The following is a 13,244-nucleotide window of genomic DNA, read 5'->3' on the forward strand; positions in this document are numbered from 1 at the left end:
ATGGGGTGTCACCGGCATACTGGGGTTGGCATATCCTTGCGTTCATTCGATAAGCTGGCATCGACCATGGCAGCAAGGAGTGCGATGTGGCCAAGGATGCAAGCACGACCAGCTATCCCCGTGCGGTGCTGGACCTGTTCGACGCCTATGTGCATGGCGCGATCGACCGGCGCGGTTTCATCCAGCAATGCGCGCTGCATGTCGGTGGCGCGACGGCCGCGACCGCGACCCTGACCGCGCTCAGCCCGGATTTCGCGCGCGGGCAGGTGATCGCCCCCGACGACAGCCGGCTGACGACCCATCCTGTCGATATCGCTTCGCCGCACGGCCACGGCACGATCCGTGCCTATGTCGCGCGCGCCGCAGCCAGGGCGGGCCAGGCGCTGCCGGTCATCATCGTCGCTCATGAAAATCGCGGATTGAACCCGCATATCGAGGATATTGCACGACGGCTGGCGCTGGAAGGCTTTCTGGCGGTGGCGCCCGATGCGCTGACGACGCTGGGCGGCTATCCCGGTGACGAGGATAAGGCCCGCGCCGCCTTCGCCACATTGGACCGGGCCAAGATCGGCGAGGATTTCGTGGCCGCCGCCACATATGCGCGCACGATGGCGGGGAGCAATGGCAAGATCGGCGCAATCGGATTCTGCTTTGGTGGCGGCATCGCCAATATGCTGGCGACGCGCCTGCCCGACCTGCGCGCCGCCATCCCCTTTTATGGCAGCCCGCCCGTGCTGGCGGACGTGCCCAGGATCAAGGCGGAGCTGCTGATCCATTATGGCGGCAACGACGCCCGCACAAACGCCGCCTGGCCGGATTATGAAGCGGCGCTGAAACAGGCGGGCATCCGTTACCATGCCTGTATCTATGACGGCGCGGAGCATGGATTCAACAACGACACGACGCCGCGTTTCAACAAGGCCGCGGCCGAACTGGCCTGGGGACGCAGCCTGGCGCTGTTCCGGCGGACGCTGGGCTGATTGCGCAGGGCATGGCCGGTGCGGCAATTGCATCATGCCGGTGCAGAGACTGCCGGTTGGATGCCGATGACTGGTGCCGGACATATCGGCGGGGCCGACAGGGACCGAATATTGTTATCATGCATGGAACCGATGCTGTGCACCCGCCGGAAGGCCGGCCGGCGGGTGCACAGTTCCGCTTTGACATTATGTACAGGTGGATGCAGATAATCGCTTTGCATAATGCAAAAAAGCGCGACTAAGGCCCCATTTCCATCCCGATTTTGAAGGAACGCCCCATGGCCGACACTGATCAGCCCGATTATACGACTTTGACCGTCCAGTTGCTGAGCGCCTATGTCGCCAATAATAGCGTGGACAGTGGCGATCTGGCCGGGTTGATCCAGTCGACGCGGGCAGCCCTGATCGGTGAAACAGCGACAGTCGAGCCGGAAACCCCGCAATATGCCCCCGCGGTCAGCATTCGCAAGAGCCTGGCATCCAGCGACCATATTCTCAGCCTGATCGATGGCCGCCCCTACAAGACGCTGAAGCGGCATCTGGCGGCAAATGGCCTGACACCCGATGAATATCGCGCCCGATACGCCCTGCCCAAAAGCTATCCGATGGTTGCCCCCGCTTATGCCGACATGCGGCGCGCGGTGGCGCAGCGCACGGGGCTGGGCCAGCGGCCCGTAACGCCTGCGCCCGCTGCCGGAGCCGAGGCACCGCCGCCGGCGGCCAAGGCCAGGCCGGGTCGCAAGCCGCGGGCGACGCCTGCGCCGGACAAGGCATCAGCACCCGCCAAGGAGAGCGCAGTGGCAGAAACCGTCGCCGCCGCAGTCACGAAAAAAGCGAAAGCCGCGCCCCGCGCCGCCCGGAAACAAGCGGATGCGCCATCGGCATCGGCCGATGCCCCGAAAGGGGCTGCCCCCAAAAGGGGACGCAGGAAGCTGGGCATCAAGACGATCTGATCGCCCCTCTGCGCTGTTTCGATGACGGGAAGCGGCGACCGATCTGACCCGGTTCCGCCCCCCACCATGGCCGCATGCAGCAGCGTTCCGCCGGATGGCGTTCGCTGCTGCATGCGGTATGTGCATCAGCGACGCCCGAACGGGATGCGCACGGTCGCGCCATAGGTTGCGGGCGGCGCATAGATGGAGGTCGTGCCCAGGATGCCCAGATTGAGGACATAGGCACGGAACGCCTTGTTGAACACATTCTTCGCCCAGGCCGTGACCGCAATGCCGGTGGCATTGTCCGTATAGCTGAGCGAGGCGTTCGTGACATTATACGCCTTTTGCAGCGAGGACGGCCCGTTGGTCACTTCCAGATACTGGTCGTCATACCATACGCCATCGACCTGCGCGGCGAGATTGCCCCCGCCGATGTCGACATTATAGCGCAGCAGATAGTTCAGGCTGAAACGCGGCGCATTGGGCAATTTGGCGTTGTCGATCGACTTTTGCGGGAAATCGCAAAGGAAGAAGCCGCCCTGGTTGGTGCAATATTGCGAATTGGGTGCGCCGGGGAAGAATTCCGGTCCCAATTGCGTGCCGGTGGCGGGCACGCTCTTGACCTTCGATACCTGCCACGTCGCGCCCAGAACGGCATCGAAGCGCGGTGAAGGGGACCAGAAGGTTTCCAGTTCCGCACCCGTCGATGTCGCATCGCTGTTATAGATGTGCGGCACGCCGCCCGCGAGCGAGAATGCCTGATAGTCATCATACAGATAATGGAACAGCGTGCCGTTGAGCCGCAATGTCCGGCCAAGCAGCGAAGTTTTGAAACCCGCTTCGAAGCTGTTGAGCGTTTCGGGCCGATGTTTGAAGTCGGCCGGATTGATGTTCGAGGACAGCGACCAGTTGCCGCCCTTTATACCCCGGTTCCACGACCCGAACAGCAATGTGTCGGCCGTCGCCTGATAATTGAGCGATACCCGCGCCGCCCAGTCCTTGTACACGTCGCGATTGACGCCGGGCAGCGCCTGCGCCAGCGCATCGTCGGTGAACAATGTCACGGCGTTGGGATTGATCGTCGGATCGGTCAGGATCGCGGCATAGTCGATCGACTTGTGATCCACCGAGTAACGCCCGCCCAGCGTCAGGCTGAGTTGATCGGTCAGCGTGATATCGCCCTGGGCGAATACGGACCAGTTGCGCGACCGGATGCGATAGGGCTGATCGACCGCGGGCGAATCGAATGCGCCGTTGGTGGCGATCGCCAGATCGATGACCGGCGCGCCCGTGACCTGATGATTGCCGTCATACAGCATGTTGAGATAATAGCCGCCGACCTGCCATTTGAGGCCAGGCATTTCCCCCGACAGGCGCAGTTCCTGGGAGAATTGGTGGAAGTCCATGCCGGTATCGACATTGGCGGTCAGGAAGGGGGTGGCGTCGCCATCCTCGTCATAATCCTTCTTGAGCGTCAGATAATTGGTGATCGATGTCAGCGCGAGCTTATCCGACAGTTTCCAGTTCAGTTCGCCCTGATAACTGTTGACGACTCGGTCAAGATTACCCTTGCGCTCGCCGAAATGTTCCCAGGGCGACGCGCGTTCGCCGGTGATGCCATTGACGACGCCACCGGTCCCGTCGCTCAGCCCCGCAGCATTGGTATGGCAATAGCCGTTGGCTTCGAATTCGCAATTTTCGAATACATAGCCGCCGGTCGCGACATGATTATCCTCGGCATGCTTGTACCACAGGCTGATGGTCGCATCGGGTGACACGTCATATTGCAGGTTGATGCGGCCCGACCATCCGTTGCGGCCACCCAGATCCTGACCGCTGCCCGGCAGGACCGAGCCGTCGGGAAGCACCGTGTCGCGCGACTTGATATAGCCGTCGGCCTTTTCGATGCGCGCGGCCGCGCGCACCCGCAGGCCCGGCGCGATCGCGCCGCCCATGGCGCCTTCGATCGACCAGGCGTTGAAGCGTCCATAGTCGCCCTGGACATAACCGTTCAGATCATCGTCGCTGGCGTCGTTGCTGAGATAGTGGATGAGGCCGCCGGTGGCGTTGCGCCCGAACAGCGTGCCTTGCGGGCCGCGCAGCACCTCGACACGCTTGATATCGAACAACTGGCCCGACAGCGCGTTCATCGACGCGACATAGGCATTGTCCTGATAGACGGCGACCGGCGCTTCCAGATTGTCGGTGAAATTATTCTGCGAAATGCCACGCAGGCTGAAGATGGTGAGGTTGGGCGACCAGGCATTGAAGTGCAGCGCCGGAATCTGCTGCGTGATCTGCGTGGTGTCGCGAATGCCCAGATGCGCGATCTGCTCGCCGGAAAAGGCACTGACCGAAATCGGCACTTTTTGCAGGCTTTCGCCACGCTTGTTCGCGGTGACGACGATTTCGCCCATGACATTGCCGTCCTGCGCGGGTTGCGCGCGGGCAGCGGCGTCGGTTGCGGCCGGATCGGTCGCGGATTGCGCCCAGGCCTGCGATCCCGCCGATGAGGCGACGCCGACCAGCGCCAAAGTCAGCAAACTGACCCTAGATTTTTGAAACCCCGTCACTTTTGTCTCTCCCCAAGAACTGAACGATAGCCAAGGATGCGCTGTGCTTCGTTCCTGCCTGCCCCGTTCGCCCGCCTCGATGAGGTCTATTTATGCAAACGATAATTAGTTATTTAGGCTTATTGTTGCATTTGATCAACTAAAAAATCGGCCGCCGGATTTTCGATATAGTTTAAGCCTAAACTTGTTTCCGGTTGCGGATTTTTCCGATCAACATATTGTTTATATGCTATTTTCCGAGAATGAGAGCTGCAAACCTACTGTTCCTTTCAGGAAACAATACTGCCTCAATGGTCATATTGTGCCGCGACTGTAACATGTGTATAGACGAATCATAAGATGGCAGACCGATGGAGATTTCATGCTGGAGAATGTCATGCACGCCGCAGCGCCGGTCGCCCCCGTCCCGACACCGGACATCCCGACACCCGCCATGCTGCTCGACCGCGCGCGGTCACTCGTCCCCATATTGCGCGAGCGGGAAGCAGCGGCAGGGCTTGCGCGGCAGGTGTCGGCGGAAACGATCCGGGACTTCACCGACGCCGGATTTTTCCGCGTCCTGCAACCCGCCCGCTTTGGCGGTTATGAGATGGACCCGGCCGTATATTGCGGCATCGCGCGCATCCTGGCCGAAGGCTGCATGAGCAGCGCCTGGGTCTATGGCGTGGTCGCCGTCCATAACTGGCAACTCGCGCTCTTCCCCCCCCAGGCCGCCGAGGATGTATGGGGGACGGACAGCGATGTGCGCATCAGTTCATCCTACATGCCGTGCGGCAAAGTCACCCGCGTGGAAGGCGGATATCGCCTGAGCGGCCGCTGGGCCTTTTCCAGCGGATCGGCCCATTGCGACTGGGCGATCCTGGGCGTGCACATTCCCGCGGCCGATGGCGGCGCGCCCGACCCGTGCAATTTCCTGGTGCCGCGCAGCGATTACACGATCATCGATACCTGGGACGTGATGGGCCTGTGCGCGACCGGCAGCAACGACATAATGGTCGAGGACGCATTCGTCCCCGATCACCGGATCATCCGGGAAATGGACATGTTCGCCATCAATTGCCCCGGCCATGCCGTCCATCAGTCAAGCCTGTACCAGATTCCGTTCGCGCAACTGTTCAACCGCACCGTGTCGACCACCTCGCTCGGCAGCCTCAAGCGCGCGCTGGACGTGTTTGTCGAAGGGATGCGCACCAAGCGCGCGACCTATACCGGGGTGAAGCTGGCCAACGACAGCGCCATACAGGAAGCGGTGGCCGATGTGGTGATGACGCTGGACGACCTGGACATGCGACTGGCGCGCGACCTGGCCGAATTGTCCGACCGGGCGCAACGGCGCGACTGGAGCGATGAGCGGCGCGCGGCGCTGGGCCTGTCCACCACATCGATGGTCAGCCGCTGCGTGACCGCGATCGACCAGATCATGCTGTTCAGCGGCGGCAAGGCGATCTATCGCGGCAATGTCGTGCAGCGCGCGTTTCTCGACATTCATTGCGCGCGCGCGCATGTCGCGAACAATCCCTATCCTTATGCACGCAATTTCGGCGCGATGGCGTTCGGCGCGGCGAACGACTGCTACGACATATAAGCGGCGGGACCGGGAGCAGGGCGGGTCATCCGCCCTGCTTCATACGGCGGCCAGGCCAATCCGCTTCTGCGCCGAAGGCTCCTTTTCATCATGGATTTCCTTCGTCAGGAAATCCACGAAGGCACGAACCTTGGCGAGTGCATAATTTCCCTTGGGAAACATCAGGTAGAGCGGGATCTGTTCGGTCACAAGATCGGGCAGCACGACCTGCAAGCGGTTGGCGGCAATATCTTCCTCCACCAGGAACAGCGGCAGATAGCTGATCCCCAGCCCCGCCAGCGTGGCTTCCCGCGCGATGCGTACCGAGTTGGATGTCAACGGACCGCGATTGACCGCCACGGTGACATCCCCCGACAGTTTCCATTCGCCCACCCGCGACAAATGGGTTTCGAGGATGCAGGTATGATCCTTCAGCTCGCTCGCGACGGTCGGGTGCCCCTTTTCCGCGAGATAGGAACTGGCCCCCACCAGCACCATCGGATAGTTGCGCAGCCGCACCGCATCCAGGCTGCTGTCATAGGGTTCGCCCATCCAGAAGGCGACATCGAACCGGCCCTTGAGCAGATCGGCCCTGCTGTCCGACAGGTTCACGAACAGGCGCACATCGGGATAGGTCTGAAGGAAGCGCGGAATGATCTTCGTCAGGTCAAACAGCGACGACACGACCGGCGCATTGACCTTCAACTCGCCGCGCGGGCGCGATGTCATGCCGGTGACGATGGTGTTGGCCTCGTTCACCTCATCCACGATGCGCGAGCAGCGCACATACATTTCCCGACCCGCCGAGGTCAGGGACACGGTACGGGTCGTCCGGTCGAGCAGCTTGACACCCAGGCTGGCCTCAAGACGCGCGATCTGGCGGCTCACCGCCGCCTTGGAATAGCCCAGCGCGGTCGCGGCGGACGAAAATCCGCCAGTGCTGACCACGGCCGCGAACGACATCATCGCGATGACATTGTTGATTTCCGGTTTTTCATCCATGCGGTTCCATCCCGTTTGTTGCGCCTTCTGTCAATAAGGGGGATTGCGTGGGCATGGCCCGGACGGGGTGAAAACGTCGCTGCAAATTGTTTACTATTGACAACCATATCACGATAAATAAGGGTACTGTTACCAAATGTAGCATTTTGCCATGCAACGTCTCCCGATGGCGGCGACGGGTGGTGGCCGATTTTTTCGCGATCGAACAGGAGAGCCCGATGATCACCGACGCCGCCGAGCTTGAACGGCTGGACCAGAAGTCCCAATTCCACCCCTTCACCAGCATCGCCGACCTGGCCAAGGAAGGCCCGACGGTCATGACATCCGGCCAGGGCGTGCGCGTGCGCGACGCCCATGGCCGCGACTATCTGGACGGCATGGCCGGCCTGTGGTGCGTCAACCTGGGCTATGGCCGGACGGAAATCACCGAAGCCATCACGCGCCAGAGCGAGCGGCTGTCCTTCTTCCACACGTTCAACGGCATGACTTCCGACGTGGTGGCCGAATGCGCCGACGCGCTGCTCAAGCGCGCGCCGGTGCCCATGTCGCGCGTGTTCTTCGGCGCGTCGGGCAGCGACGCCAATGAAACCCAGCTCAAGCTGATCTGGTATTACAACAACCTGCGCGGCAAGCCGGAAAAGAAGAAGATCATCGCCCGCTGGAACAGCTATCATGGATCGGGCGTGGCGACCGCCAGCCTGACCGGCCTGCCGGGGATGCACAATTATTTCGATCTGCCCAAGGGGCCGATCCTGCATGTCAGCGCCCCCTATTATTATCGCGACGCGCCCGAAGGCATGAGCGAGCGCGATTTTTCGCGCAAGCTGGCCAGGGAACTGGAAGAGGTGATCGAACGCGAGGGCGCGGACACGATCGCGGCCTTCTTCGCCGAAGCGGTGATGGGCGCAGGCGGCCTGATCCCGCCGCCCGAAGGCTATTTCGACGAGATTTCGGCGATCCTGAAAAAGCATGACATCCTGCTGGTCGCGGATGAAGTGGTGTCGGGCTTTGGCCGTCTGGGCACCTATTGGGGTTCGCAGACTTATGGCTATGAGCCGGATCTCATCACTTCGGCCAAGGGCGTGACCAGCGGTTATTTCCCCATGTCGGTCTGCTTCATTTCCCCCAAAGTGTGGGACGTGATCGAAGGCGCGGCGGCACAGACCGGCATTTTCGGCCATGGCTACACCTATTCCGCCCATCCGGTCGGCGCAGCGGCGGCGCTGGCCGCGCTCAAGCTGATCGACGAGCTGGAGGTGGTCAAGAATGTGGCCGATGTCGGCCCGCATCTGATGAACGGGCTGCGCGACCGCCTGGGCCAGCATCCCCATGTCGGCGACATTCGCGGCCAGGGCCTGATGGTTGGCATCGAACTGGCCAAGGACCGCGCGACCAAGGAGGGCTTCCCGCCCGCCAACCGCACCGGCCGCGAAGTGTTGAAGGCGGCGGCGAAGCGCGGCCTGATCACCCGCGCGCTGGGCGACACGCTGGTGTTCGCGCCGCCGCTGGTCATCAACCGCGCGGAAGTCGACGAACTGGTCGACAAATTCGCACTGGCGGTGGGCGACGTGCTGGGCTGAACAACGTCCGGCAGATACAAGCATAACCGGCGCGTACATATAAAGTAGAGGATCCGCATGGAAACGTCATCGCCGGTTGATGCGCTGTCGCATTTTGCCACCCATGCCCCCCGCCTGCGGACGGGGGGCCTTGTCAGCGCCATCATCATCGGCATCATCGGCGCGATGATCATCTTCGTCACGCCCGGCTTCCTGGCCGTCGTGGCGGCGCAGGCGGGACTGGACGACGCCCATCTGGGCTATATCGCTGCCTGCGACATCAACGCCATGGCCGTGACCATCGCCATCAGCGCCTTCATGCTGACCCGTTGCGACTGGCGCGTGGCCGTGGGTGTCGCGCTGGCGCTGGTGACGGTGGGGAATTTCGGGACGGCGATGGCTTCCGGCTTTACCGGCATCGCATTGTCGCGCGTCGTTGCGGGTGCAGGCGAAGGCATCGCGGTCGGCTTTGCCTTTGCCGCACTGGGACGCGCGAAAAATCCTGACCGGGCCTTTGCCATCTATCTGGTGTCGGGCGCGCTTTTCAGTTCGCTCATTCTCTACACCATCCCCTATCTGCTGGTGCATATGACGCCCAGCGGCATCTTCATCGGCAACGGCCTGCTCGCCGTCGGGGCGGGGTTGAGCCTGTTTCACTTCCCCGATGGCAGTTGCGAGGATGATATGTTCGCGGCCGGGGGCAGGATCGATCGGCGGCTGGCTTTCCTGGCGCTGGCCACCGTATTCCTCTATTTTTTCGCGACCGGCGCGATGTGGAGCTATGTCGAGCGGATCGGCATGGCCAGTGGCCTCAGCCCCTCTGTCATCGCCAACGGATTGTCGCTGGGGACACTCGCGGGGGTGGCGGGCGCGGGCCTTGCCGGGCTGGTGCCGCAACGCTGGGGCCGCGCCCTGCCGCTGATCGCCAGCGGCGTGATTTCGGTCGCGAGTTTCCAGATGCTGCTGGGCCATGTTCCGGCGGCCAGCTTCGTGATCGCGGCGGTGCTGCTGCTGTTCGGATGGAATTTCGCGCAGCCCCTGCTGTCGGGCATCTGCGCCGAAGCGGACCGATGCGGCCGGGTCGTGTGCGCGATGGGATCGATCCAGACCTTCGGCACCGGGCTGGGCCCGGCGGCGGCGGGCGCGACATTGCGCGGCGGCGATTTCAGCGTCGCCATCTGGGCGAGCTGTGCGATACTGGTCGTGAGCCTTGGGATCGTGGTATTCGCCATTCGCGGGGCGGGCAGACACGCTTTGCCGGGCTGATGCGCTATAGACTCTTGACCTGTCTCGTCACCGGATTCCAGGCAGATAGTCCAGGCAATAAAAAGGGGCCGATGGCATGATGCCATCGGCCCCTTTTTCAAGGATCAGAGGAATATGGCGCGGGACAGGCCGCCATCGACGGCGATGGATTCGCCGGTGATGCCGCTGCCCATATTCGATGCGAGCATGACGATGGGGTCGGCCACCTCGCCCACTTCCAGCATACGCTTGAGCGCGGCGGGGGCGCCGGCTTCGCGTTCGACGATCGCGTCGAAGGTGGTGCCTTCTTCCGCCGCCATTTCCGCGAACCATTCCTCGATATGTTCGGTGCGGGTCACGCCCGGATGGATGATGTTGACGGTGATGCCGTCGCGACCGACTTCATCCGACAGCGTCTTGGTGAAATGCACCAGCGCGGTGTTGCGCATCCCGCTCAGGGCTTCGGTGCAGCGCGCGGTCAGGCCGCCGACATTGACGATGCGGCCCCAGCCCGCCTTGCGCATGTGCGGCACGCATGCCTTGCTGGTGCGGAAATAGCCGAACAATTTGGTGTTGAGGTCCAGCATCAGCATGTCCTCATCCGCTTCCTCGATCGCGTTGCGCACCAGGCCACCCGGCGCGGCGGCGCAGTTGACGAGGATGTGGACGCCGCCGAACAGTGCGACCGTGCGATCCACCAGCGCCTGCACCGACGCCATGCTGGTCGTGTCGACCGCGATGGGCACGACAGTGCCGCCGGTCGCGGCGACCAGTTCGGCCGCGGCGGATTCCAGCTTGGACATGGTGCGCGCGGCGATGACCACCTTCGCCCCCTCCAGCGCCAGCTTGCGCGCGGTTTCCTTGCCGATGCCGACGCCGCCGCCGGTCACGATGGCGACCCTGTCCTTCAAACCCAATTCGATGCTCATCCCATCCTCCATTTCATGATCCTGCGGTAAATTCCATGGCGGCGCCACCCAGGCCGCCCATGTCGACCACGACGCGATCGCCGGGCATGACCAGGGTGACGCCGGTGCATGTGCCGCTGCTGACGATCTGCCCCGCGTCGAGCAACAGCCCCTGCCCGGCCAGCCAGTTGGCAAGCCAGGTGACGGCGAGCAGCGGGCTGCCCATGACGGCGGCGGTCGATCCCCTGGCCGACTGGTTGCCCGGTCCGTCCAGCGTCACCGCCATGTTCGCGAAGCGATCGTCCCAGCCGTCGGCAACCTTGTCCCCCACCAGCAGCCGGTCGGCCATGCAATTGTCGGCCACCAGAAGGCCCAGCGGCAGATCGTCGGATTCGAAACGGGACGTGACCAGTTCGATGCCGGCATGCAGCGCGCCGACAGCGGCGGCCACCTGATCCGGGGTGAAGGGCGCATCCTGGGGTGGCAGCGCGCGCGACATGGAAAACAGCAGTTCGGCTTCGACATAATAGTCGCCCGGTCCGATGAGCGCGACGGCCGGACTGCGCAGGATGTCGGCCTGGGCCAGGCGGCCGGCGGCCGGCGCGTCGGCGCCCAGGGCGATGCGGATGCCTTCGCCCGTCAGGCCGATCTTCCATCCGGCGATCGGCTGGCGGCGATCGGCAAAAGCGTTCGCCTGCACGCGATAGGCCCTGTCGAGCGCCATGTCGGGCGTGAGTGGCACAGGATTGCCGGTCCTGCGCGCCATGTCGAGTGCCGCTGCGATCATTGCCGTCACGGGGTTCCTAACTCCTGTCGCCATTCTTCCCATTCCCCATGCCGCTATTGTCTATTTAACGCAACAGATAATCGTTTAAAGTTTCTATTGTTCGAAATATGAAGATGCGCTACGACTCGTTCAAGACAGATGCCGCAGGCGATCGCCGCGGCGTGGAGGAGACCCAAGATTATGTCGCAAGATGCCTATGCCGTAGCCGACAGGCTTTCGTCCGAACTGGCGTCCGCTCCGCGCAAGCTGATCATCGATGGCAAGGCGGTGCCGGCCCTGTCCGGCAAGACCTTCGCGACGATCAACCCCGCGACGGGCGAGGAAATCGCACAGGTCGCGCAGGGTGGCGCGGACGATATCGCCCTGGCGGTCGCCGCCGCGCGGCGTGCGTTCGAAAATCCGGCCTGGCGGCGGATGAGCGCGGTCGACCGCTCCAACCTGCTGCTCAGGCTGGCGGACCTGATCGAACGCGATGCCGAGGAACTGGCCGTCCTGGAATGCATGGACAATGGCAAGCCCGCCAGCATGACGCGCTGGGTGGAAATCGAGGGATCGATCCGCACCTTCCGCTATTTCGCGGGCTGGCCCACCAAGTTCGGTGGCGAAACCCTGCCGGTGTCGCCGCGCAGCGGCGCCCATATCCTGAATTACACGACGCGCGAGCCGGTGGGCGTCGCCGGCCTGATCGTGCCATGGAACTATCCGATGTCGATGGCGGCCTGGAAGGTCGCACCCGCCTTGGCCGCGGGCTGCGCCGTCATCCTCAAGCCCGCCGAACAGACGCCGCTGACCGCGCTGCGCCTGGGCGAACTGGCGCTGGAAGCGGGCTTCCCCGCCGGCGTGCTGAACGTTGTCCCCGGTTTCGGCGATGCGGGCGCGGCGCTGGTCGATCATCCCGATGTCGACAAGGTGGCCTTCACCGGATCGACCGAAGTGGGCAAGCTGATCGTGCGCGGGTCGACCGTCAACCTCAAGAAGGTCAGCCTGGAACTGGGCGGCAAGTCGCCGCAGATCGTGCTGCCCGACGCCGATCTGGACGCGGCGGCAGCCTCCATCGCCAGCGGCATCTTCTTCAACCAGGGGCAGACCTGCACGGCGGGATCGCGGCTTTATGCCCATGCCTCGATCCATGACAGCCTGCTCGAAAAGATCGCGGCGCAGGCGGCCGCGCTCAAGATCGGCAACGGACTTGACCCGCAGACCACCTTCGGCCCGCTGGTGTCGGAAGAACAATGGGATCGCGTCAGTTCCTATGTCGAGATCGGCCGCAAGGAAGGCGCCGATGTCGTGGCCGGCGGCAAGCGTCCGTCAGGACAGGACAAGGGCTTCTTCTTCGAGCCGACGATCCTGGCCGGTGCGACGGCATCGATGCGGGTGGTGCGCGAAGAGATTTTCGGCCCGGTGCTGAGCGCGCTGTCATGGACCGACCCGGACGATCTGGTGCGGCAGGCCAATGACAGCGATTTCGGCCTGTCGGCCGGCATCTGGACCAATGATGTCAAGCAGGCCCATCGGCTGGCCGGAGCGGTGCGCGCCGGGACGGTGTGGGTCAATTGTTTCAACATGGTCGACAATGCGACGCCGTTCGGCGGGTTCAAGCAATCGGGCTGGGGCCGTGAACATGGCCGCAACGCCATGGAACTCTACAGCGAAATCAAGAGCGTGTGGATCAACCTGAGCTGAATGACGGT

10 protein-coding genes are annotated in these 13,244 nt (G+C 63.1%); 6 read left to right on the forward strand and 4 right to left on the reverse strand.

Going from position 1 to position 13,244, the window contains the following annotated elements; translation table 11 throughout:
- Positions 1-86: 86 nt before the first annotated feature.
- Positions 87-980, forward strand: a complete 894-nt coding sequence (locus Q4610_RS10725; protein WP_304535941.1) for a dienelactone hydrolase family protein — start codon at positions 87-89, stop codon at positions 978-980.
- Between the two features lie 278 nt (positions 981-1,258).
- The gene (locus tag Q4610_RS10730; RefSeq protein WP_304535942.1) at positions 1,259-1,933 is read left to right on the forward strand and encodes a Ros/MucR family transcriptional regulator; all 675 of its coding nucleotides are present in this window, start codon (positions 1,259-1,261) and stop codon (positions 1,931-1,933) included.
- A gap of 125 nt (positions 1,934-2,058) precedes the next feature.
- On the opposite strand, the gene Q4610_RS10735 is transcribed toward Q4610_RS10730, so the two are convergent.
- Positions 2,059-4,488, reverse strand: coding sequence for a TonB-dependent receptor (locus tag Q4610_RS10735; RefSeq protein WP_304535943.1), 2,430 nt, complete (start codon positions 4,486-4,488; stop codon positions 2,059-2,061).
- A 361-nt stretch (positions 4,489-4,849) separates the two neighbouring features.
- On the opposite strand from Q4610_RS10735, the gene Q4610_RS10740 reads away from it, so the two are divergent.
- Positions 4,850-6,073 (forward strand): acyl-CoA dehydrogenase family protein, encoded by a 1,224-nt coding sequence (locus tag Q4610_RS10740; RefSeq protein ID WP_304535944.1) that lies wholly within the window; start codon positions 4,850-4,852, stop codon positions 6,071-6,073.
- Between the two features lie 39 nt (positions 6,074-6,112).
- Here the strand turns inward: Q4610_RS10740 and Q4610_RS10745 are convergent, their stop codons facing one another.
- The gene (locus Q4610_RS10745) at positions 6,113-7,054 is read right to left on the reverse strand and encodes a LysR family transcriptional regulator (RefSeq protein ID WP_304535945.1); all 942 of its coding nucleotides are present in this window, start codon (positions 7,052-7,054) and stop codon (positions 6,113-6,115) included.
- 182 nt (positions 7,055-7,236) lie between these two features.
- Here Q4610_RS10745 and Q4610_RS10750 point away from each other — a divergent pair, with 182 nt between their 5' ends.
- Both Q4610_RS10750 and Q4610_RS10755 read left to right on the forward strand, forming a co-directional pair.
- Positions 7,237-8,634: an aminotransferase gene (locus tag Q4610_RS10750; protein ID WP_304535946.1), complete on the forward strand. Its 1,398-nt coding sequence runs from the start codon at positions 7,237-7,239 to the stop codon at positions 8,632-8,634.
- A gap of 57 nt (positions 8,635-8,691) precedes the next feature.
- A complete protein-coding gene (locus Q4610_RS10755) occupies positions 8,692-9,879 on the forward strand; it encodes an MFS transporter (RefSeq protein ID WP_304535947.1) in 1,188 nt (395 codons plus the stop codon).
- A gap of 104 nt (positions 9,880-9,983) precedes the next feature.
- On the opposite strand, the gene Q4610_RS10760 is transcribed toward Q4610_RS10755, so the two are convergent.
- Both Q4610_RS10760 and Q4610_RS10765 read right to left on the reverse strand, forming a co-directional pair.
- On the reverse strand, positions 9,984-10,787 hold the full coding sequence (locus tag Q4610_RS10760; protein ID WP_304535948.1) for an SDR family NAD(P)-dependent oxidoreductase: 804 nt from the start codon (positions 10,785-10,787) through the stop codon (positions 9,984-9,986).
- A 13-nt stretch (positions 10,788-10,800) separates the two neighbouring features.
- A complete protein-coding gene (locus Q4610_RS10765) occupies positions 10,801-11,553 on the reverse strand; it encodes a 2-keto-4-pentenoate hydratase (protein ID WP_304536071.1) in 753 nt (250 codons plus the stop codon).
- Between the two features lie 180 nt (positions 11,554-11,733).
- Here Q4610_RS10765 and Q4610_RS10770 point away from each other — a divergent pair, with 180 nt between their 5' ends.
- Positions 11,734-13,236 carry an aldehyde dehydrogenase family protein gene (locus Q4610_RS10770; RefSeq protein ID WP_304535949.1) on the forward strand — a complete coding sequence of 501 codons (1,503 nt, stop codon included), beginning with the start codon at positions 11,734-11,736 and terminating at the stop codon, positions 13,234-13,236.
- Positions 13,237-13,244 lie beyond the last annotated feature (8 nt).

It is taken from the genome of Sphingobium cyanobacteriorum, assembly GCF_030580935.1.
GTDB lineage: Bacteria > Pseudomonadota > Alphaproteobacteria > Sphingomonadales > Sphingomonadaceae > Sphingobium > Sphingobium cyanobacteriorum.

What these genes read in the sequence shown, in the direction of transcription:
- Q4610_RS10730 (WP_304535942.1), top strand. Translation starts at nt 1,259, where the DNA reads ATGGCCGACACTGATCAGCCCGATTATACGACTTTGACCGTCCAGTTG.
- Q4610_RS10740 (WP_304535944.1), top strand. Translation starts at nt 4,850, where the DNA reads ATGCTGGAGAATGTCATGCACGCCGCAGCGCCGGTCGCCCCCGTCCCG.
- Q4610_RS10745 (WP_304535945.1), bottom strand. Translation starts at nt 7,054, where the DNA reads ATGGATGAAAAACCGGAAATCAACAATGTCATCGCGATGATGTCGTTC.
- Q4610_RS10755 (WP_304535947.1), top strand. Translation starts at nt 8,692, where the DNA reads ATGGAAACGTCATCGCCGGTTGATGCGCTGTCGCATTTTGCCACCCAT.
- Q4610_RS10760 (WP_304535948.1), bottom strand. Translation starts at nt 10,787, where the DNA reads ATGAGCATCGAATTGGGTTTGAAGGACAGGGTCGCCATCGTGACCGGC.
- Q4610_RS10765 (WP_304536071.1), bottom strand. Translation starts at nt 11,553, where the DNA reads ATGATCGCAGCGGCACTCGACATGGCGCGCAGGACCGGCAATCCTGTG.
- Q4610_RS10770 (WP_304535949.1), top strand. Translation starts at nt 11,734, where the DNA reads ATGTCGCAAGATGCCTATGCCGTAGCCGACAGGCTTTCGTCCGAACTG.